The following is a 22,150-nucleotide window of genomic DNA, read 5'->3' as shown; positions in this document are numbered from 1 at the left end:
CTCACCTATTGATTGACATAAGAATAGCGCTTTTTGTAAGGGCTGTCAATAGCGCTTGACGAAAAATAAGTTCCTTCCACTGTTAGGTGATAGTCCGTTGCATTCCGCAATTTGGCAGGCCGTGTAGTGGCTCGCACCGTGCTAAATCGCGCCATTACAATGACGTTGACCTTGCTTGTTATCATTAGTTAAGCATCACAATGGCCTTAAAACGAGTTCGAAGAGAATCCGCCCTCGACTGCTGGTAAGACCATTGACAGTGATGCTTCTTGTGATAGACCAGTTGACACTACCAATTTATTAACAAGGTCCATGACACTTTTATGAAGACTAAGTTCTACGTTGACTATTACAAGTATCGTAGCGTTGTGGAGTTGTTCGGCATTGCAGACATGGAGCTCCTGACTTATTGAAACAGGTCGAAAACCGCAACTCTAAAAATCAATTCCAATAAGTGCCAGTCATGCTGTATAATAAAATTAAAACTTGAAATTATTTAATAAATCTTTTCAGAAAAGGAGGGACCATCACGTATGGCAACCATCAAAGATATTGCAAAATTAGCTCAGGTGTCACCGGGGACGGTCTCGCGTGCACTTAACGTTGAAAAAGAAAGCGCGGTTGCACCGGAAACGGTCGAACGCGTTAAAAAAATTGCCACCCAACTTGGGTATCGGCCGGTACAGCATAAAGCGTCAACGTCAGCAACGATTACCTGCGCGTTGATTACGACCCTCACGCTTCAGCAGGAGACCGAGGATGAGTACTGGCATTTTATTCGTAAAGGTATCTACGAAACGGCGAAAAGCCATTCCGTCACCATTCAAAATATCTTCCGCATCCAAAACGGCGTTGACCCCAAACTGGTGGCTGAATACGATGCCATCATTGTCATGGGGTCCATGTCGAATCAGTCGCTTAAATTATTTAAACAGTTTAATAAAAATATCGTGGTGATCGATGATGTGAATTCCGATTATGACTTTGTGGACACAGTCGGTACCAACTTATATCCCTTGACCCGGATGGCCCTGGATGATCTGCAGGCCGAGGCCCAGGGACCGATTGCGTTTATTGGCGGCAACCGGGTGGAAATGCGGGCTAACGGGTCAGTTGAACACGAAGTCCCAGATCCGCGTGCGATTGCTTACCATGATTGGACCTTGATTCATCAGCAACCGGATATGAGTGAGATCACTGATTGGACGAGCCAGGCTGGGGTTACCGCAATCAAGAGACTGATCGATGCTGGGCAACCGATTGGCGGGTTATTGGTGGCTTCGGATCCAATTGCCATTGGTGTCCTAAAAGGGTTGCGAGACCGTCAGCTCACTCCGGGGAAGAATCTCCCGCTGATCAGCTTTGACGGTATCGAGGTGGCTTCGTTTTTGACACCGGCACTGACAAGTATTTGGCTGCCAAAAGAGGAACTTGGTGTGGCAGCTGTGAATCAAGTCCTTGACCTGCTTGCAAGTCATCGCACGTGGTCAGCACGCATCAGCATTCCTGGCAAGCTTGGTCGAGGCGATACTTTTCCAATTAAGCAAGCATAAAAATAACCGTGAACGAAGGCGATAATTTGCAACGCATAGTAAATATGCGTTGTGGATTATCGCCTTTTTTGATTAAATAATAGGATAAAACAAATAAACTTTAGTTAATTTTATTAAATAATATTGAAAGTTTTACTGAAAACGATTACATTTAAGATGTTCACACGATACATTCACTATCATTTAGGAGGCTTTTCTATGTCAGAAACAAGTACTGGCCGGCGGATAACATCCAGATTGTCCTATTCGTTTGGGGCGTTCGGTCACGATATGTTTTACGCAACATTATCAACTTATTTCATTATGTTTGTCACTTCCCATTTATTTGACAAGGACAGTGGCGGACAAAATGCGAAGATGATCGGGTATATCACACTGATCATCATGGTCTTGCGGTTTGTCGAACTGGTCATTGACCCGTTCATTGGAAATACCATCGATAATACGAATTCTCGCTGGGGTCACTTTAAGCCTTGGGTGGTTGCCGGTGGGACTGTGAGTTCAGCCATTATTATTATTTTATTTACGAACATGGGCGGTTTGAACACATCAAAGTCAATGCTCTACCTGGTATTATTCACGGTGCTCTACATCACGATGGATATCTTTTATTCGTTTAAGGATGTTGGGTTTTGGTCAATGATTCCTGCCATTTCATTTGATTCGGCGGAACGTGAAAAGACCGCAACATTTGCCCGGGTGGGGTCAAACATCGGGGCCAACATTGTTGGGGTCGTTGTGATGCCAATCGTCCTTTTCTTCTCCGTTAACTCAAATAGCGGTCAGGGGGATAATCGTGGGTGGTTTGCCTTTGCCCTGATCATCGGGGTCGTGGCATGGTTATCTGCCATTGCTGTTGGTATCGGAACAAAGGAAAATGATTCAGAATTGCGCCAGAATAAAGAAAAAACGAGTTTTAGCGCTGTTTTGAAAGTCTTGACGCGTAACGACCAATTGATGTGGCTTTCCTTAACGTACTGCCTGTACACGACTGGGATCGCAATTTTAAACTCGTTGGAACTGTACTACTTCACCTATATTCTCGGAAAAGCAGCTGAATTTAGTTTCTTAGCATCATTGAACGCTGTGATCGGGATCTTCTCTGTCCTGACCTTCCCATCGTTGGCACAGAAGTTTAGCCGGCGAAATGTGTTCTTCTCTTCAATCGTTGTGATGTTGATCGGGGTCTGCTTGTTCGTCTTTGCCGGTCATTCATTAGCACTGGTACTGACTGCTGCAGTGTTGTTCTACGTCCCACAAACCTTGATCTTCTTGGTTGTCTTGATGATTCTTTCTGATTCTGTTGAGTATGGCCAACTGAAGTTTGGTCACCGGGATGAATCATTAACATTGTCGGTTCGGCCGCTGCTTGATAAATTCGGTGGTGCCGTTTCAAACGGGGTCGTTGGGTTAACGGCTGTTTGGGCTGGGATGACCAGCGGCGCTACTGCGGGGTCAATCACGCCCCATGGTCAAATGATCTTTAAGCTCATGATGTTTGGTGTGCCAGCCATCCTGATTCTTGCGGGAACGTTCACGTTCTACAAGAAGGTTACCTTGGATGAAAAGGAACATGCCCGCATTGTGGATGAACTCGAAAAGACTTGGCACGAACGTCTTGAAACGGATGACGATGAATCAATGGCCGATATCCGCGCGGAAGTGGATGCCGAAACGTTGACCTTGACGGCACCCGTTGATGGCGAACTCGTTGCGTTGAACACGGTTGGTGAATCAACGTTTGCGAGTGGTCAAATGGGCCAAGGCTTCGCAATCAAACCAAGCGATGGGCGCATCTTCGCACCGTTTGACGGGGTTGTGGAAGCGACCTTCCCAACCCGTCACGCAGTCGGCTTACGTGCTGCTAATGGGACGTTGGCTTTGATCCATATTGGCGTTGACACCGTAAAAATGCGTGGCACCGGCTTTATCAGCTACGTTGAAAAGGGTCAAGAAGTTAAACAGGGTGACCAGTTACTTGAATTCTGGCAACCCGCTCTGGCAAAGGCAGGCTACGATGATACGGTGATGGTCGTTGTGACGAATTACAAGGCCATCAAAGACTTTAAGGTGCTGAAAGAAACGGGTACCGTCAGTCACGGCGATAACGTTTTGAGCTTGTCCAAGCCTGAAGAATAATTAACCAGAGAGGCGGTTTGAAATGACGATTCAGATTGATGACACCCTATTTCACCTGCAGACGGACCATGTCAGTTATGTCTTCCACGTCATGGCTAATGGCGAACTCGGTCAGCTCTACTACGGGCCTAAGATTCATGCGAAAACGGCCTACGCAAATTTGGCGGCTGAGGATGAACGCGGATCAATGCCAGCACTCGCGGTTGACCAGCCGGCGTTTCAATTGGAAATGCTGAAACAGGAATTTGCGGGCCTTGGCACGGGCGATTATCGATACCCGGCCTACCAGATTGAAAATGCAGACGGCAGCCGAATCTCAGAATTTCGGTATGATCATTACGACTTAGTTGACGGGAAGACCCGGTTAGCACAGTTGCCATCAACGTTTGATGATGACGCGGACGATGCGCAAACGTTGACGATCTTTTTGAAAGATGCCGGTAACGGGGTAGCGGCCACACTGCACTATACCGTTTTCCCACATCAGGATGTCATTGTTAAAAGTGTGACCTACACGAATCAGGGCTCGCAAGCCGTCACCTTAAATGACGCATACAGCAGCGAGCTAGATCTGCCGGATGCCAAGTATGATCTCATTCAATTTTCTGGTGCCTGGACGCGCGAACGTCACCTGATTCGAACGCCGTTACGCGCAGGAATTCAAAGTGTCTCCAGTCTGCGCCATGCCTCCAGCCATCAGCAGAATCCCTTCTTCATGCTGGCGCGGCCAGATACAACGGACGATGCTGGTGAAGTTATCGGATTTAATCTGATTTATTCTGGCAACTTCATGGATCAAGTTGAGGTGGACCACTATGAGACGAGTCGCGTACTAACAGGTATTAATCCAACCGAATTTGCTTGGCAGCTGGATCCGGGCGAGACCTTTCAGACCCCGGAAGCCATTCTTAGTTTTTCAGCTAACGGAATGAATCAGCTGAGCCAACAATTATCAGCGTTCTATCAACGTCATTTGGTCAATCCGGCCTTTGCCCACCAACCACGGCCGGTGCTTATCAATAACTGGGAAGCCACGTACTTTGACTTTGATGAAGATAAACTCAGGACCATTGTCGACCAAGCACAACAGCTGGGCATTGAAATGTTTGTTCTAGACGACGGCTGGTTCGGCCACCGCAATAACGACCGGTCATCGCTTGGTGACTGGGTCGTGAATAAGGCTAAGTTTCCTAATGGTCTGGCACATTTTGTCGACCAAGTGCATGCTAAGCAAATGAAGTTTGGCTTGTGGCTCGAACCAGAAATGATCTCCGAGGACAGCCAGCTTTATGCACAACACCCAGACTGGCTGATTGCCGCACCTGGACGGCTTAAGACGCCTAGCCGCAACCAGCACGTGCTTGATATGTCGCGACAAGACGTTGTCGATTACCTCGTTAAAATGGTGAGCGATGTCATTCAAACGACGAAGCTGGACTATATTAAATGGGATATGAATCGCAATATTACAGACTTGTATGGGGCACAATTGCCTAAGTCTCGCCAGTTAGAGATGGGACACCGCTATATTCTTGGGGTGTACCAACTCTACGAACGCTTAACTAAGGCCTTTCCGAACGTCTTATTTGAGTCATGCGCCGGTGGCGGCGGTCGCTACGACCTTGGGATGATGTACTATGCACCCCAAGCCTGGGTCAGTGATGACACGGATGCTGTGGAACGGCTTAAAATTCAGTTTGGGACGTCCTACGGGTATTCACAATCAATGATGGGTGCGCACGTTTCCGCTGTGCCAAATGATCAAACCGGGCGGCAAACACCGTTTAAGACCCGGGGCGACGTTGCGTTCTTCGGCGACTTAGGTTACGAATTGGATGTGACTAAGCTTACCGAAGCTGATAAACGTCAGATCACCGCACAGGTCGCGCGCTACAAGCACTACCGGCCACTTCTGCAATTTGGGACCTTTTACCGAATCGATAGCCCATTTGAAGGGGACGGCAACGTGACCAGTTGGGCAGTCGTCAGTGCCGACCAGCAAACAGCCATTGCTGGGTGGTACCAGGTACTCCATCATCCTAATGGGCCATATCAACGCCTGAAGTTCCGGGGACTTCTTCCGGAACAACAGTACGTTGTCAACCAGTCATCGGAGCACTTCTACGGTGACGAACTCATGCGCGCTGGGATTATCCTTCATCCAGACATGATGACAGACGTCAGCAATGGCGACTATCAATCACAACTGTTTGTTGTGACAGCCGTGCAGGAATAACAACACGAAAACACCTAGGTTCAGGTCAGCCCCTTGCCTAGGTGTTTTTGTGTTTTATTTTTGGTTTGCTGGTGAAGTTCGTTGTATTGCGCGATTTGGTACTCCGCTGAGGTGGCTCGCGATTGACGTCGACAGCCACCTCAGCCAGCAGGGCCGACAAGTGGAACGAAGCGACAGTTACTCGTCCTTATGGAAAGGAAAATGCTTAGTAGCTATCCCCATTCATCACAGAGTTCCTAACAATCACGTAGTCCACAAGCCGAATATCGCTTAACTTGTCGCCGCCCGCGTATGAGATAGAGGACTGCAGGTCTTCCTGCATTTCTTCCAGCGTGTCGGCGATGTCGCCGCGGTATGGGACAAGCATTTGCTTACCTTCAACGTTGCGGTAGGCGCCCTTTTGCGTTTCTGAAGCGGAGCCCCAGTACTGCTTGAAGGTCTTGCCGTCAATTTTGATGACGCTGCCGGGTGATTGTAAGTGACCGGCAAGCAGGGAGCCGATCATGACCATGCTGGCGCCGAACCGAATTGACTTAGCGATGTCGCCGTTGTAACGAATCCCACCATCGGCAATGATCGGTTTCTTCGCTGCCTTGGCACAGAGCCGAATGGCAGCCAGTTGCCAACCGCCAGTCCCAAAGCCAGTTTTCAGCTTCGTGATGCAGGCCTTACCGGGACCGATACCGACTTTAGTGGCGTCGGCACCAGCGTTTTCAAGCTCCCGAACGGCTTCGGGGGTGCCAACGTTGCCGGCAATGACAAAGCTATCTGGCAACAGAGATTTGATGTGCTGAATCATGCGGATCACGGAGTTGGCGTGACCGTGGGCGATGTCGATGGTGATGTATTCTGGAACATCGTTGGCATCGGCCAGTTCTTGAATGAAATCGAGTTCTTCTTGCTTTACACCAACACTGATCGATGCAAATAAGTCTTGATCGTGCATGGTCTTGACAAACGCATGCCGCTTTTCTGGTTGGAACCGGTGCATCACGTAAAAGTAGTCGTGTTCTGCCATCCAAACCGCGAGTTCATCATTGATGACCGTTTCCATGTTGGCTGGGACGACGGGAATCTTAAATGTTTTGGGGCCGAATTTAACGGATGTGTCCGCCTGTGAACGGCTGTCAATAATACACTTGTTTGGCACGAGTTGAATATCTTCGTAATCAAATACTTCAGCTGGAATCATCATAAGTCGATCTCCTTTATGTGCTCAGTATAAAACTGAGACTTTTTGGCTTTAGACATAGCGTGACCCTCAAAGTTTAGTCGGGGATTCAAACCAGAATATTCGGCCTGTCTGCTACACTCTGGGGGTCACGAGTTCAATTTCAGTATTTAGTGGGTTGCTTCCTTGGCGTCAGTATCCTGCCAAGCGTCGATCAACACGTTAGTTTGCGTCCGGTCTGGGCCGACTGAGAAGGTGGCAATGTCAACGCCGACCAGTTCAGCTAACCGGTTAACGTAGTTTTGGGCGTTAACGGGCAGATCTTCGAAGTTACGGACACCGGTGATGTCTTCGTCCCAACCTGGGAATTCTTCGTAGACGGGCTTGCATCTGTTAATTTCTTTCAAACTAGCAGGGTAGTGATAGATGGTTTCACCATCCAATTCATACGCTTTGGCAATCTTCAAAGTCTTCAGACCAGTCAAAACATCCAAACAGTTCAGTGACAGGTGAGTAAGCCCTGAAACGCGCTTTGCGTGACGGAGCACAACACTGTCAAACCAACCGATCCGACGTGGCCGCTTCGTCACAGTGCCGTATTCGTGGCCGGCTTCACGGATGAAGTCGCCGGTCTCGTTGCTTAATTCAGTTGGGAAGGGACCATCGCCGACACGTGAAGTGTAAGCTTTGCAGGCACCAACGACTTCGTCGATCTTGGATGGACCGACGCCGGAGCCAATCGTGACACCACCAGCGACGGGGTTGGATGAGGTGACGAATGGGTAAGTCCCGTGGTCGATATCCAGCATGACACCCTGGGCACCTTCAAACAACACGTGCTTGCCGTCATCGATCGCATCGTTGATCACAACGGAGGTATCGGTGACATAGTTTTTTAATTCTTGACCATAGTCGAAGTATTCTTCAAAAATATCGTCAAATTTCAATGGTTCATGGTCGTATAACTTGGTGATCAGTTGGTTCTTTTCTTCCAAGTTTTGGCGTAATTTTTCTTCAAACGTTTCTGTATCTAACAGGTCAGCAACCCGGATACCGATTCGTTCAGCTTTATCCATGTAAGCTGGGCCGATACCCTTGTTGGTGGTCCCAATTTTATTCGTTTTAGTTTGTTCTTGTAATTGATCAATGAGAATGTGGTAAGGCAAAATAACGTGTGCCCGGTTGGAGATCCGTAAGTTGTCAGTTGGCACGTTGCGGTCATGCAAATAACGCAATTCAGTAACCAGTGACTTTGGGTTCAGTACGACACCATTGCCGATGACGCTGATTTTGTCAGAATAGAAGATTCCTGATGGAATGAGGTGAAGTTTGTAAGTCTCACCCTTAAACACGATGGTGTGGCCTGCGTTGTCTCCGCCTTGGTACCGTGCGACAACGTCGGCTTTTTTGCTGAGAAAATCAGTGATCTTCCCCTTACCTTCATCGCCCCATTGACTCCCTACAACTACTATTGATGACATATGAACACCTCATAATCTTAAATTGCTTAGGCTGTAAAACACGAACAACCCAGTAAGAATTAGTATATCAAGTTCGGGAACCAAAAGCAACTTAAATCCGAATTATTTTTAAAATATCGATAGTGATCGTTCTTTATGAAAACGGTAAATGGGGTTTCTTCCTTTATATAGGTCATGAATTAATTCCGTTCACTTACATCCAGCGTGCAGATAAGAGATGAAAATTTTGTCTGATTATGTTATGATTTAACCATCAATTACCGAATATTAGTAACTAATGTTTGGAATTTACTAAAACCAGAAATGAGGATAACTATGCTCGAACGATACACACGGCCAGAAATGGCAAACATTTGGTCACTACACAACCAGTATCAATCCTGGCTGGAAGTTGAAATTGCGGTGGACGAGGCCTGGGCAAAACTGGGTGAGATCCCGCAAGAAGACGTCCACAAGATCAACGCAAAGGCAACCTTTGATGACGACCGGATCGCAGAAATTGAAGCCGTGACCCACCATGACGTTGTAGCGTTTACGCGTGATGTATCCGAATCCCTTGGCGAAGAGCGCAAGTGGATCCACTATGGCATGACCAGCACCGATATCGTGGATACGGCGCAGGGATACCGTTTAAAGCAAGCTAATGAAATTCTCCGAGCTGATTTGTTACATTTAAAGGAAGTTATTCGCAAACAAGCGCTCAAATATAAGGACACGGTCATGATTGGCCGGACCCACGGGGTACAAGCTGAACCAACCACGTTTGGCTATAAGATTGCCCGTTGGTATTCTGAAATTAACCGCGACATCAAACGCTTTGATGAAGCAGCTGCTGGTGTTGAAGCCGGCAAGATCAGTGGGGCAGTTGGGACGTTTGCCAACGTGCCGCCATACGTTGAAGAGTACGTCTGCGATAAGCTTGGCCTTCGCGCTCAAGAAATCGCCAGTCAAGTACTGCCACGTGACTTGCACGCTGACTACATCGCCACCCTGGCTTTGATTGGGACTAGTTTGGAAGAATTTGCGACCGAGATTCGCTCGTTGCAACGTTCCGAGATTCACGAAGTTGAAGAACATTTCAACAAGGGACAAAAAGGGTCGTCCGCAATGCCACATAAGCGAAACCCAATCGGTTCAGAAAACGTGACTGGTTTAGCTCGGGTGTTACGCGGCCACGTCCAAACGGCATACGAAGATGTGTCATTGTGGCATGAACGTGATATCTCACATTCATCTGCAGAACGGATTATTTTACCGGACTCAACGGCAATTCTGGATTACATGCTGCACCGATTTGCCAATATTTTGGAGAACCTGACCGTTTTCCCAGACCGGATGAAGGAAAACATGAACTTGACTTACGGGTTGATTTACAGCCAACGCGTCATGTTGAAACTGATCGACGCGGGTCTGACACGGGAAGCTGCATATGATTTGGTGCAGCCACTGACTGCTCAGGCCTGGGATGAACATAAGCAGTTCCGGCCTTTGGTTGAAGGCAATGAGACGATTATGTCTCATTTGTCAGAGGACGAGATTGAGGATGCGTTTGATTATCACTACCATATTCGACACGTGGATGAGATTTTTAAGCGGATCGGGTTGGAATAGGTTGGTTATGTATTAGAAATAAATAGTGATTTTTCCAGTTTTTTTTAGCAACTGGGTTCACTTTTATATTGCGGAAACGCGCGGAAGAAGGCTCCTGCATAACGGACTTTGACTCAAAAAGTCAGGCCCAGAATTTTTAAGTCAAAGTCCGTTATGCTCCGCCTCCTAAGCGCCTTCTTCCACGCTCTAAAAAAATCCCCCTCCAGCACATGCTCCGGAGCAGGGATTTTTTTATTTGGATTAGGATATTGTGGTTGCCATTCGCATGAAATGGCTGTTAGAGGAATTTGTTCGACTCTTTCTCAGTAGGAGGAGGAAGAATCATCATGCACGGAATGTCAGTCAAAGAGGGGGGAGGACTGGCATCCCTTTTCAGAAAGTAAATCAGGGGAGTATATAGCAAGCAAGTTTGTTCTTTACTTTGCTATGATTTAAATATACCTGAAAGTTGTGACGAAAGTGTGACCAAAAAAAGTTATATTCGTGAAGTAAGGGTTAATTAAAAGTTAAGAGAGAGTGGAGCAGGGCGGTTAAGGGGCAGAATGTAAGGGACTTTGGCTGAAATTCCCGACCTTGGAATTTTAGCCAAAGTCCCTTACATGGCCGCCCCTTGCCCTGCGGAACTCGTTTGGGCTATGAGGCCTAGAAAGGGTTAAAGGACTAAAATACTAAAGTATCAAAGTACTATAGAGCTAAAGCATGAAGCCCTAAACTCTAAAAGCTGGATTTTAAGGCCACATCTGCTACAGCATCCCTAACCTTGTACGCTACCGCGCCCAGTCTACCTAGCCGAAACGTGCAAAAAAAGCCGCTCCCGCCATATAAGGGTCCTAAGACCAAAATCAAAATTCGGGATTTCGGTCTTAGGACCCTTATATTCTGGGAGTAATCCCGCTTTTTTACTTGTTTCATGCGTTAAGTTAGAAGATATTCTTTCTAGGTCACCGTGCCGAAACGAGTTCCGAAAAACTGAGACCGGCCGCGTAAGGGCAATTAGTGACAAATCCAAGAACGGGATTTATCACTAATTGCCCTTACGCTCTGGTCTCAAACCGTTTTTCTCCACTCTCTTTAAAAATAAGTCCCCAAAAACTCACTAACCCGCCGCTTATAATTAGCAGGATTATACCAAAAGCTCTCAGCATGGCTCGCATTTTTCACGATCCACAACTGCTTAGGCGCCTTGGTCGACTCATAGTTTTCGTAAGCCATCTTAACCGGCACATAGGTGTCTTTACCGCCATGGATAAAGAGGATTGGCCGCCGGTTTTTTTTGAGCTGTTCCGTTGAAGAAACGTCATTCAAATAGTATCCCAATCGCTGTTTATTGATCGTACTAACAAGGGGTTCGATTGGATATTCTGGCAGGTGGTACTGGTTGTGCAGCAGGTACACAAGTTCCTCACGGATGCTGGCGTACCCACAGTCGGCGATGATTGCTTTGACTTGAGCGGGCAATTTTTACCCGACAGCATTTCTACCGTGGCACCACCCATGCTGACACCAAACAGCAGGATCTTTTCGTCATCGCCGTTTTTGCCGATGATCTGCTCGATCCAGTGAATGTAGTCTAATCGATCCAACCAGCCAAAGTTGATGTATTTACCAGCACTATCGCCGTGTGCCCGGTCATCGGGCAACAGGACGTTGAAGCCGAGTTCATAAAACATCTTGGCGTAGTTTGCCATCGTTTCGCGATTGCCCTTATAGCCGTGGGAAATGATAACCGTTTTCCCTTGACCAGCCGGGTTTGGAATATAGCTTGCCACCAGTTTATTTTCAGGGTCGTTTTCGTTCAGGTACCAGGTATCATGCGGAATTTGACGGTACCAGTCGACGTAGGCGTAGTAGTCGTCAGCGTATTTTTGCTTGTCTGCAGAGGTTTCAGGGACGTAGTTGACCCGTTTAAACGCAAAGTTGAAGAGCCGGTTGCTCATATAAACAGCCCCGGCAGAAACCGCGGCTAGGGGAAGTGTGAGTGCGAGAAGTCGTTTTTTCATCTTGAGCTCCTTTGAATGTTGGTTTAAGAAAAAAGATTATTAGCTTATTATCCTAAGCATTATAGTAATCTCTAATGATAAAAGTGTGGTCTACCTTATTAAAGTAGACCACACTAGTGTAAAACTCTTACGAATTAAGTCAAGCCTTAGTGAGGTATAAGGCCTTGAGATCAGCGATGTCTTGGGGAGATAACTGAAGCGCCTGGTTCAAAAAGCCGTTCATATTGCCATAGTTATCATGGATGGCGGTCATCGCCGTTTGATAGTAAGCATCCGAGACCCGCCAGAGCGCTTTGATCGAGTCCAACAATTGGCTGGATGCGCCTTCAGCCTTAGCGGAAGCCAGTCTGCGATTGACCAGGTCTGCCGCGACTTGGTTGGTCAACAGGTAGTCTTGTTTAATGGTCGTTTCAGGAACCCCCAGTGCGTTGAGGAGAAAAACGGCGCCCATTCCAGTCCGGTCTTTGCCGGCGGTGCAGTGAAACAGCACAACGTTATCTTCAGTGGCTAGCAGGGTGGTAAAAAATTGCTGGTAGGCGATGTGCGATTGGGTCGTCGTGATCATGTCGTGGTAGGTTTCCAGCATGTGCTGGAAGCCATTTTCCGCCTGCGCCTTCAATTCAGCTTGAATCTGCGCCTGGGTCTTGGAATTTTCTGTTTTGTCGTCGTCAAAAACGGGCAGGTGTTGGTATCGGACCCCAGTGGGCACACGGTCAGGTTCCTTGTTGATCTCAGTCTGAGAGCGAAAATCAACGTCCACGGTAACGCCATAGTTGAGCAGCGTTTGTTGATCCGTATCTGTGATCCGTGCAAGCGACGCCGTTCGGATGACCCGCTGCCATTTAACGGTCCGGCCATCCAGCGTTGGATAGCCGCCGAGTTCGCGAAAGTTGATGCCGCCGCTAATGTCTAATAATCGTTGCTTCGTCGTTTGCATGAAGGGGCCTCCTTGAGATTTCTGCATCCATTGTACATTAAATCATGAAAAAAGTCAGACAGCACGTCCGGTCCACATTGCTTTGAGCACTGTTATGAAAGCGTTATACTGGCGATACAATGACACATAGGAGGCGCGATTATGAAAATTGCAATTATCGGCGGCAACGGAAAAGCCAGTTCCAAAATTTACGAAGAGGCCATCAAGCGCGGGCATGAGGCAACCGCAATTGTGCGGAATGCTGAGAAGGCGCAGGCGGTGCTTGGCGAAGATGCAGAATTGCTGGTCAAGGATGGGTTTGCGTTAACCAAGGAAGACCTGACCCGGTTTGACGTCATCGTGGACGCGTTTGGGGTACCGATGGGCTCACCATTGGCCTACCTGCACATGGATCTGGCAGCAAAACTGATTCACGATCTGCGCGATACGGACACGCGGCTGCTGGTCATCGTCGGGGCTGCCAGCCTGAATATGCCGGATGGCAAGCCGCTGATCGATCAATTATTGCAGGCGCCCGGCCACGAGGACTGGATCGGCGTCCCATTGAATCAATCTCACGAATTAGCGATCCTTCAAATGGTCGATAATGTGGACTGGGTCGCCATTTCGCCACAACGGAACTTTACGCCCGGCATCGATACGGGGTATATAATGGGAAGTAACGATGTGATGTTTGACGCCGACGGGAAGTCGGAGCTGACAACGGGAAACATGGCGCTGGCTGTGTTGGACGAACTGGAATCGCCGGAAAATCACCAGGAACGGTTTACGGTCCGTAACGCGGATACAGAATAAGACTATTGATGGCAGGTGGCAATTGTGAGTTTAAGCGGAAATTGGTTATATTTTAAAACAAAACATTCGCGGTTAAAACAACAGGTGGCGGCAGGGCTTCGACATCCGGGTCGCCGGACGGATGAGCTGGCTGCGACAAAGTTTGCGGCGCCGGAACGGGTCAAAACCACGGCAATGCCAAACGGCCGTCTGGTGACGCTGGTCACACAGGAGGCGGCCTCAAAGCACATTATCCTCTTGCACGGGGGTGCTTATACCTTGCGGGCAACAGAGAGTCACCGTGAATGGATGGAGCTCCTGGCAGCTGATACGGGTGCCAATGTGACCGCCATTGATTTTCCACTGACGCCGGAGTATACAGCACACGATACTGTGCCGTTTACCATTAAAGCCTATCAAGAACTCCGCAAACAATTTCCACTGGACGAGTACTTTTTACTGGGTGATTCGGCTGGCGGTGGCTTAGCGTTGGTACTGTTGCAACACTTGCGGGACAACCAGTTGCCGATGCCAAGCGGCACCTTACTCGTTTCACCATGGTCAGATCTCGCCATGACAGCACCGGCGTTTGAAGCCGGTGCGGCGGGTGACCCAGAGTTGCCGCTGGATGCGCTGCGAGAGGTGGCTGAAAGATATGCGGGTAAGCTAGCGTTGACGGACAAAAGGGTGAGTCCAATCAATGGTGATTTAGATCACCTAGGTAAAATTGGTTTGTTTTACGGGACCAGAGAAGTCTTACTGCCGGAGCACCAAGCGCTAGCTGAAAAGTTGGCGGCGGCGGATGGTACGGATGTGGACACCCATGAGTTAAAGAATATGATGCATGATTATCTGCTGTGGACAAATTTGCCGGAGAGTCGGCGGACTTTTCGGTATTTGCAGGGGATGATGAGGTAAGAGCGCGGAGGAAGGCGATTAAGGGGCAGAATGTAAGCGACTCTGTCAGAAATTCCCGAACTTGGAATTTTTGACAGAGTCGCTTACATGGCCGCCCCTGCCTTCTGGAGCGCGTTTCGGTACGGTTGCCTAAAAAACAACTTTCATAGCGTTAATCAATTAACTAACAAGGCCGGTAGCGGCAATACCACTGTGATTTACGACAGATAGCTGCATTATTTTGACTTTCTAGGCTACCGTGTGGAAACGAGTTCCACAAACTAAAGACTTGCACAGAAGCGGACTATTTTACAAAATCCAAACCCGGGATTTTATAAAATAGTCCGCTTCTGCTCCAGTCTTTGACCAGTTTGTTCCACTCTCTATCGTTTAATCGTAACCCGCAAATCAGCCGGCTTATCAGTATCAGTAGGATTCAACTCTTCCTTATAATCGAAATTAGCATCTTCAAAATAGTGCCGCATTTCTTTATTAACCGCTTCCAAATCACGGTTGTCATTATCCTGATGGTTGATCAGCAGGGTGTATTCGTTAGCGTCTTCATCTGCGTTTTCAAAGTCGTAGACAAGGGCTACGGTGTTCAGAATTTCTTGAATTAATTGACGTTCTGTCATTGCCATAAAATCTACCTCATTTTCACAAATTAGTTACAACTCTAATGTACGCTTATTTGGGGGGGATGTTAAATAGAGAGTGGAAGAAGGCGGTTAAGGAGTGGAGCCTAGTGGACTTTGACCATTAAAGCCCGGTCTTGGCTTTGATGGTCGAAGTCCACTAGGTGCAACTCCTTGCCTTCTGTAACTCGTTTCGGCAATGTGGCATAGAAAGATAGCCAATAAATAATCTTCTAATCAGTGGTATGAAAAACAGTGAGTTCTGATGTGTTAACTGATAGTCCAAAATTAACAGTTAACCACCAAATCCTCACAGTAGCGTAACAAGCATTGCTCTTAATGGGTTGTCAGCAGTCACGTGCGGATTCTCTACAAACCAGCCTTGACTATCTTTAGATATTTAATCGTGGTTACTTCCATCAGCAATATGAGTGAAATGACGGAATATAACGGACACATACCGCAATATAACCCGTGAAAATATTTTTGCTAATAGAAAAATCCACGAAAACAGCTCAAACTGCCCATTAAATCATGGTACACTAGATAGTTAAGAGCGTATCAAGCGAGTGCCTTGCTTTTCCGGCGACAGCATGCTATTTTCTTACTTTAAGTATGTGATTTTGTCTAGTGTTTAAAAACACCAGACCGGCACAAACAACGATTGAATAAGGGGGCTTTGAACGTGCGACCAAGAATTGCTTTACCGGCAGATACGTTAGCTGAGGCGACAAACATTATCAACGAACGTAACGCGGCTTATGCACCACGACCAGCGATTGAAGCGGTGGTTAAATCTGGCGGCGTGCCAGTGATCTTGCCAAGTGTTGACCCAGATGATGTGGTTGACTATATGGATCTGTTTGACGGGGTTTGTTTTTTAGGCGGCTATGATGTTGATCCCACGTTCTTTGGTGAAGAACCCTTTGAAAAATTGGGACCGACGTATCGCAAGCGGGATTTGTTTGAAATTGAATTATTGAAACAGTCTGTTGCGCGCGGCAAGGCCATTTTGGATATTTGCCGCGGGATGCAGCTGGTCAACATTGGCCTTGGCGGCACGCTGTTTCAGGATCTGTCACAGGACCCACACGTGACGTTGAAACACAATCAGCTGGCACCAGGCAACATGCCGTCACACCACATTACTGTGGCACCAGATAGCCGGTTATTTAAGATTGCGGGCGAGCGGCCCTATATCAATTCACGGCACCATCAGGCAATTCGCGATGTGGCGCCGACGTTGAAGGTCACTGCGCGGGCAGATGACCAGGTGATCGAAGCGGTTGAATCAATTGAAAATGACCAGATCTTAGGGGTGCAGTGGCATCCAGAGAATATGTATAAACACCATGCAAGTTCTAAGGCACTGTTTGCAGACCTTGTTGAACGCAGCACAGAAGTGGCGAAACGGACTCGCAAACAACCACAATAACTTTAAAAAGTAACCATCGTTTGATAGTAGAACGATTGGTTACTTTTTTGATTTCACAATATTATTAACTATACCAATTTCTAATGTTTCAGTTATACCATGAACATTAAACGTTTACTGCTAGACCAACCATTAAGAAAGTGCAATTTTTAAGACAAATCAAATGACGGCGGTGGTTATGCTATGATAACATCAGTTTATGAAATCGTTTTCTAAAGTAGGACGCCGTTAACGGCACGTTAAAATTGGAGGCTGGAGTTTTATGTCAATGAAGGAGCCGGAACATTACATTCTCGCCATCGATCAGGGGACCTCAATTACCCGAGCGATGTTATTTGACCATTCAGGGCGCAAGGTGATCGAGAGCCAAAAGACGTTTCCGCAATACTACCCGCATAATGGCTGGGTGGAACAGGACGCTAACGAAATTTGGAACTCGGTCCAGTCGGTGATTGCCAGTGCGCTCATCGATGCTGGGGTGCATCCAGAATTTATTGACGGCATTGGGATCTCCAGTCAACGTGAAACCACGGTCATTTGGGATAAGACCACGGGTCAGCCCATTTACCATGCAATCGGCTGGCTGTCTAAGCAGACGGCAGCCATCGCCAAGAAGATGGTGAGTGATGGGTACGAAGACGTGATCCACGAGAAGACTGGGCTGGTCATTGATTCCTACTTCTCAGCCACGAAGGTGCGCTGGCTGCTGGATAATGTCCCTGGGGCGCAGGAACGCGCTGAAAAGGGTGAGTTGCTGATGGGCACCATTGACAGTTGGCTGACCTGGAAATTATCAGACGGCCAGCTGCACATCACTGACTACACCAACGCTAGTCAAACCATGATGTTTAATATTAATGAGCTCACATGGGACGACGACATTTTAAAGTTGCTGAACATTCCGCGTCAGTTACTGCCGGAAGTTCACAGCTGTTCTGAAGTCTACGGGACGACTAAAAACTACCAATTCTATGGCGTTGAAGTGCCGATTGCTGGGATGGTTGGTGACCAGCAGGCAGCCCTGATCGGTCAGATGGCGTTTAAACCTGGTGAGGTCAAGAATACCTATGGTGACGGGGCCTTCATCGTGATGAACACGGGGGACAAGCCGCAGTTTTCCAACAATAAAATGCTGACGACGATTGCCTACGACCTTGGCGGCAAAATGACCTACGCGCTTGAAGGGTCGGTCTTCGTGGCCGGGACTGCGCTGAACTGGCTGGCTGAGAGCATGAAGATCATTGATAACGTGCCGCAATCTCGACAGGTCGCCATGGCGTCGACGGATGACGATGAAGTCTACGTAGTTCCTGCCTTTAACGGGTTAGGTGCACCGTACTGGGACCAGGATGCTCGCGGTGCCGTGTTCGGTCTCAGTCGTGGAACCAACCGGAGTGATTTTGTGAAGGCCACTCTGCAGTCGATCGCCTATCAGACGCGAGATATCATTGATACCATGCGCCAGGATACGGGGATGCCGGTGGTGGAAGTGCTGGCCGATGGTGGCGCTTCGCGGAATCGTTATTTGATGCAGTTTCAGGCGGATATTTTAAACGTGCCGATCGTGCGGTCCAGTGACGAAGAAACCACTGCTTTGGGTGCTGCCTTCTGTGCCGGGTTAGCGACTGGGTACTGGCAAGATCTGGATGACATTCAAAAAATTCACGCGGATGGGCAGACGTTTAAACCGGATATGGCGGATGACCGTCGGAAACGGCTGTACCACGGCTGGAAGGTTGCGGTAGAAGCAACAAGAGCGTTTAAAACCGAAGCATAGCGTGAGCAAATGAAGCTAAAAATAAGGCTAATCGACTGTAGATGTTGATTAGTCTTTTCTTAGCAAAACAGTGAAGTTCTTTTCCTGTTGCTATAAAAGAAAGCGGTTTATACTAATTAACAAGTATAAAAAGATTTAGCACTTATATAGAAATGAGGGATTCGCATGGCAAAAACAGATTTAAAGGCGGCGGTCATTGCTGGCACCGTCGCTGGTATTTTTTCAGGGTTCGTTAAGTTAGGGTGGGAAAACGTCCTGCCGCCGCGAACACCAGCGCGTAACGCAGTCAACCCGCCGCAGCATTTGATGGAGCAGGTTGGTGTTCCAGAAAAAATTCGGAATGCGACCTATACCTATTCTGAACAAAAGATGCCGATTGCCGGGTTCCTGATCCACTTTGGTTTCTCGACATCATTCGCCATTCTCTACAGTGTGGCGGGTCATTACCTCCCGTTCATTAAGGCGGGGAAGGGGTCGTTGTTCGGCCTGAGCATTTGGAGTGCCTTTCATCTCGGTGTTATGCCAGCGATGAAGACTGTGCCGGATGCTAAGGACCAGCCGATTGAAGAACATATTTCCGAAGCGGTTGGTCACGTTGTCTGGATGCACGCCAACGACTTTATCAGTGACAGCATCTACCGCAATTTGACGGCAAAACAGCACAACTAGTTTTTAATCGGGGGGGTTGTTGGGATGTCTGATTGGCAAACCAAGTGGCCTGAACGGCTCAGCTACGGGCTCAGCGATGCAGCGGATAACCTTGTTTTTCAGGTAATGACGACTTACTTGCTGTTCTTTTACACCGATGTCTATGGTCTGACGCCGGGAGAAGCAGCTATCCTCTTCGTTGTGGCACGAATCGCGGATGTGATTGAAAGCCCGCTGATCGGTGTCTTGATCGACCATATCCATTCGAGGTGGGGCAAGAGCCGACCGTGGTTTTTATGGCCGGCACTGCCCTATGTGGTTTTTGCGATTTTAACCTTTGTCACGCCAGGGTTTTCACACACTGGAAAACTCGTGTGGGCTTACGTCACCTACCTGGGGTTAGGATTCTTCTACACGGCGGTCAACTTACCGATCACGGCCATTTTACCGACCATGTCGCGAAACGAACGCGAGCTGACCTTTCTCGGTGTGATTCGGCAGTTCTTTGGCAGTTCGGTTCAAATTATTGTGGCCGTCTGCACGCTGCCCCTAGTGGCATTTTTTGGTAAGGGAAATCAGCAACGCGGGTTTCTGCTGACGATTACGTTGTTTGGCGTGATCTCGTTGATCCTGATTTGGAACACGTTCTTTAACGTGCGGGAACGCTATAGCAATCCTAAAATTGCGCACCAGCCGTTTAAAAAAGTGTTGCCGATGATCTTGAAGAACACACCGTGGTTCGTCATATCGGTGGTGATCCTCCTGTTTTGGCTGGTGACCGCTATCAAAAACCAAACGGCAATTTACTATTTCAAATACACGCTGGGAAACGAGAACCTTGTCCCATTAGCGAACAGTTTTACGTTAGCGTCTCTGATTGGTGTTGTCCTGATCATGCATTTGTCCAATATTCGCGGCAATAAGCGTACCATGCTAATGGGAATTGTGACCGCGTTTGTCGGCCAAGTCATCATGTTAGCTGGGGTCTATCTGCCGCAGTTGCAGGTGCTCTTTGCCGGAATCGTTATTAATTCGATCGGTCACGGGATGATCGTCGGCCTGGTATCCATCATGATTTCAGATACGATTCGCTACGGGTCGGCCATGGGCATCCAAGCGGAAGGCATTCTGGCGTCTAGTGATAACTTTGGTGTCAACGTTGGATTGGGCGTCGGTGGGCTCATTACGGCCGGGCTGTTTGAGCTGTCCGGCTACACCGCTGATCACGCGCAGAACGCGGCCACACTGACAATGATCAATGTAAACTATATTTGGATTCCGCTCGTCATTTATGTGGTGATGTTTTTAGTGCTGCTGGGGTATGACGAGAAAAAGATTAGAAATGTGATTCACTAAAAAACGCCTTGTGATGGGCGTTTTTTTGTTGCACTTTATTGTAATGAAAACAATTGTATTGACAACTATTTGGGCTGTGATAAACTCGGTGAGTACTTTAGTTGTACTTTAAACTGTTTTTTTAAAAGGAGCGTTTAGAATGACACCAGAATTAACCGCAGAAGACTTGTTTGAGAGCTACACCGGCACCCATAGCAGTCCCTATGATGGTCAAATGGTCACCGTTTCCAGTCAAGTCACCTATGTTGGGCCAGATTCATATGGGTTGCCGTCAATTGAAATGGGCAATCCAAGTGACGGGAAACTCTGGGTCATGGCTGTTGTCAGTGACTATGATGCCGTTCATGAGGGGAATCAGGTGACCATTACTGGGAACTCGACTGGGTTTACGCAGGGTGGCGTTGTGCTGAAGCATAGTACGATTGTGGAAGTAGCCTGATTAAATTTCGGCTAGTTAAGTGGTGTAACTTGAATTTTATAAGGGTAATCGATACCCTAATGATGGTTTTGAATAAGGCATCGTTAGGAGCGTGACTCAAGTGAAACGTGAATTTGTACTTGATAACCAGTTAGTGACTCAAGCTGAGCATGTGTTTCAACAGTTAGGAATAAGTTCAAATAACGCCGTTACGCAGTTCTATCAGGCAGTTGTTGAATTTGGTGGTCTGCCGTTTGGATCGAAGACATCAGATGATTCGGATATCGAGTCAAAGATTCGTCAGGATTTGGCCGATATTCCGGCGGTGGATCTGAATCAGTCTGAGGAAGCCCGGCGTGAGTTTTTTGATGAGGATTAGGGTGAGTCGGATTTAGATTTATGTAGAGAAAGGGCGTCTTGGATTTTTTCCAAGGCGCCCCTTTGTATTGTTTTTTTGTTGGTGATTGAGGGTCTTGACTACTGTGCCGAAACGAGTTCCGGAAAACAGAAAGCTGCATGCAAATCAACTCTGGCAAAAATGCCAAGTTCAGTATTTCTGCCAGAGTTGACTTACACTCTGCTTCCTACCGTTTTCCTCCACTCTCTACCTCATTGCTTTCGGCAAATACCCCACTCGCGTCAACAGCTCTTTCGACCGATCCGTTGCCGGCTTAAAGCCGCGGTTGAACAAGTGTCGAAAATACATCAGGTTGTAAAGACCGGCCCAGACCAGATTGAAGGCAACGCTTGCCACGCTCATGGCGTAGCTCACCATGTTGTTGGTTGGCAGGGAATAAATGCCAAACAGCACGCCCATTTCAATGCCGACCATACACAGCAAGTTGTACCAGTCGCCGCGAAAGATCGGGACGATCAAGTTAAACCACAGGACGGTCCAGGAGAAGCCGACTTTAGCAATGCGGACATCGCCGTTTTCATTTTTCACAGTTGCGTAGTTTGGTGGCACCGGTAAGCCATTTGGTCCCTCGTTATTATCGCCGTTTTGAAACGGATTTTGCATGATAGACCTTCTTTCAAATTGGCTCGTTAAAAGTTATTCATCAATGATAAGACAAATTTTG

17 protein-coding genes and 1 pseudogene are annotated in these 22,150 nt (G+C 47.8%); 12 read left to right on the top strand and 6 right to left on the bottom strand.

Annotated elements, in window-relative coordinates; all coding sequences use genetic code 11:
* Nucleotides 1–533: 533 nt before the first annotated feature.
* The 3 genes from AYR61_RS02315 (at nucleotide 534) to AYR61_RS02305 (ending at nucleotide 5,928) form a co-directional block, all read left to right on the top strand.
* Nucleotides 534–1,553 (top strand): LacI family DNA-binding transcriptional regulator, encoded by a 1,020-nt coding sequence (locus AYR61_RS02315; protein ID WP_065901473.1) that lies wholly within the window; start codon nucleotides 534–536, stop codon nucleotides 1,551–1,553.
* Nucleotides 1,554–1,751: 198 nt separating this feature from the next.
* Nucleotides 1,752–3,692: a glycoside-pentoside-hexuronide (GPH):cation symporter gene (locus AYR61_RS02310; RefSeq protein ID WP_065901471.1), complete on the top strand. Its 1,941-nt coding sequence runs from the start codon at nucleotides 1,752–1,754 to the stop codon at nucleotides 3,690–3,692.
* Nucleotides 3,693–3,714: 22 nt separating this feature from the next.
* Nucleotides 3,715–5,928 carry an alpha-galactosidase gene (locus AYR61_RS02305; RefSeq protein ID WP_056987315.1) on the top strand — a complete coding sequence of 738 codons (2,214 nt, stop codon included), beginning with the start codon at nucleotides 3,715–3,717 and terminating at the stop codon, nucleotides 5,926–5,928.
* Nucleotides 5,929–6,133: 205 nt separating this feature from the next.
* On the opposite strand, the gene AYR61_RS02300 is transcribed toward AYR61_RS02305, so the two are convergent.
* Nucleotides 6,134–7,120 carry a GMP reductase gene (locus tag AYR61_RS02300; protein WP_065903712.1) on the bottom strand — a complete coding sequence of 329 codons (987 nt, stop codon included), beginning with the start codon at nucleotides 7,118–7,120 and terminating at the stop codon, nucleotides 6,134–6,136.
* A 149-nt stretch (nucleotides 7,121–7,269) separates the two neighbouring features.
* The gene (locus AYR61_RS02295; RefSeq protein ID WP_065901466.1) at nucleotides 7,270–8,580 is read right to left on the bottom strand and encodes an adenylosuccinate synthase; all 1,311 of its coding nucleotides are present in this window, start codon (nucleotides 8,578–8,580) and stop codon (nucleotides 7,270–7,272) included.
* 315 nt (nucleotides 8,581–8,895) lie between these two features.
* On the opposite strand from AYR61_RS02295, the gene purB reads away from it, so the two are divergent.
* On the top strand, nucleotides 8,896–10,191 hold the full coding sequence (gene purB / locus AYR61_RS02290; protein ID WP_056987313.1) for an adenylosuccinate lyase: 1,296 nt from the start codon (nucleotides 8,896–8,898) through the stop codon (nucleotides 10,189–10,191).
* A 1,071-nt stretch (nucleotides 10,192–11,262) separates the two neighbouring features.
* On the opposite strand, the pseudogene AYR61_RS02285 reads toward purB, so the two are convergent.
* Nucleotides 11,263–12,191, bottom strand: a pseudogene (locus AYR61_RS02285) (alpha/beta hydrolase).
* A gap of 139 nt (nucleotides 12,192–12,330) precedes the next feature.
* Nucleotides 12,331–13,128, bottom strand: coding sequence for a tyrosine-protein phosphatase (locus tag AYR61_RS02280; protein WP_054709710.1), 798 nt, complete (start codon nucleotides 13,126–13,128; stop codon nucleotides 12,331–12,333).
* 141 nt (nucleotides 13,129–13,269) lie between these two features.
* Between AYR61_RS02280 and AYR61_RS02275 the strand changes: the two genes are divergently transcribed.
* Nucleotides 13,270–13,923, top strand: a complete 654-nt coding sequence (locus AYR61_RS02275) for an NAD(P)H-binding protein (protein WP_065901462.1) — start codon at nucleotides 13,270–13,272, stop codon at nucleotides 13,921–13,923.
* A gap of 24 nt (nucleotides 13,924–13,947) precedes the next feature.
* Nucleotides 13,948–14,820, top strand: a complete 873-nt coding sequence (locus tag AYR61_RS02270; protein WP_065901459.1) for an alpha/beta hydrolase fold domain-containing protein — start codon at nucleotides 13,948–13,950, stop codon at nucleotides 14,818–14,820.
* Between the two features lie 362 nt (nucleotides 14,821–15,182).
* On the opposite strand, the gene AYR61_RS02265 is transcribed toward AYR61_RS02270, so the two are convergent.
* Nucleotides 15,183–15,434 (bottom strand): hypothetical protein, encoded by a 252-nt coding sequence (locus tag AYR61_RS02265; RefSeq protein WP_065903711.1) that lies wholly within the window; start codon nucleotides 15,432–15,434, stop codon nucleotides 15,183–15,185.
* 685 nt (nucleotides 15,435–16,119) lie between these two features.
* On the opposite strand from AYR61_RS02265, the gene AYR61_RS02260 reads away from it, so the two are divergent.
* The 6 genes from AYR61_RS02260 to AYR61_RS02235 all read left to right on the top strand — a co-directional run bounded on the left by AYR61_RS02260 (nucleotide 16,120) and on the right by AYR61_RS02235 (nucleotide 21,447).
* Nucleotides 16,120–16,869 carry a gamma-glutamyl-gamma-aminobutyrate hydrolase family protein gene (locus tag AYR61_RS02260; protein WP_065901456.1) on the top strand — a complete coding sequence of 250 codons (750 nt, stop codon included), beginning with the start codon at nucleotides 16,120–16,122 and terminating at the stop codon, nucleotides 16,867–16,869.
* A 262-nt stretch (nucleotides 16,870–17,131) separates the two neighbouring features.
* Entirely contained in the window at nucleotides 17,132–18,646 is a 1,515-nt protein-coding gene (gene glpK, locus AYR61_RS02255) for a glycerol kinase GlpK (protein WP_082409223.1), read from the top strand.
* 165 nt (nucleotides 18,647–18,811) lie between these two features.
* Nucleotides 18,812–19,315 (top strand): DUF1440 domain-containing protein, encoded by a 504-nt coding sequence (locus AYR61_RS02250; protein WP_054709717.1) that lies wholly within the window; start codon nucleotides 18,812–18,814, stop codon nucleotides 19,313–19,315.
* A gap of 24 nt (nucleotides 19,316–19,339) precedes the next feature.
* Nucleotides 19,340–20,650: an MFS transporter gene (locus AYR61_RS02245; protein ID WP_065901453.1), complete on the top strand. Its 1,311-nt coding sequence runs from the start codon at nucleotides 19,340–19,342 to the stop codon at nucleotides 20,648–20,650.
* Nucleotides 20,651–20,789: 139 nt separating this feature from the next.
* Nucleotides 20,790–21,089: an OB-fold protein gene (locus AYR61_RS02240; protein WP_054709724.1), complete on the top strand. Its 300-nt coding sequence runs from the start codon at nucleotides 20,790–20,792 to the stop codon at nucleotides 21,087–21,089.
* Nucleotides 21,090–21,189: 100 nt separating this feature from the next.
* Nucleotides 21,190–21,447: a hypothetical protein gene (locus AYR61_RS02235; protein WP_054709727.1), complete on the top strand. Its 258-nt coding sequence runs from the start codon at nucleotides 21,190–21,192 to the stop codon at nucleotides 21,445–21,447.
* A gap of 225 nt (nucleotides 21,448–21,672) precedes the next feature.
* Here the strand turns inward: AYR61_RS02235 and AYR61_RS02230 are convergent, their stop codons facing one another.
* Entirely contained in the window at nucleotides 21,673–22,089 is a 417-nt protein-coding gene (locus tag AYR61_RS02230) for a hypothetical protein (RefSeq protein WP_054709730.1), read from the bottom strand.
* Nucleotides 22,090–22,150: the final 61 nt, after the last annotated feature.

The organism is Secundilactobacillus paracollinoides (genome assembly GCF_001702155.1).
Lineage (GTDB): Bacteria > Bacillota > Bacilli > Lactobacillales > Lactobacillaceae > Secundilactobacillus > Secundilactobacillus paracollinoides.
Note: the sequence above shows the minus strand (reverse complement) of the source record. Positions and strands in the feature narration are given on the sequence as shown.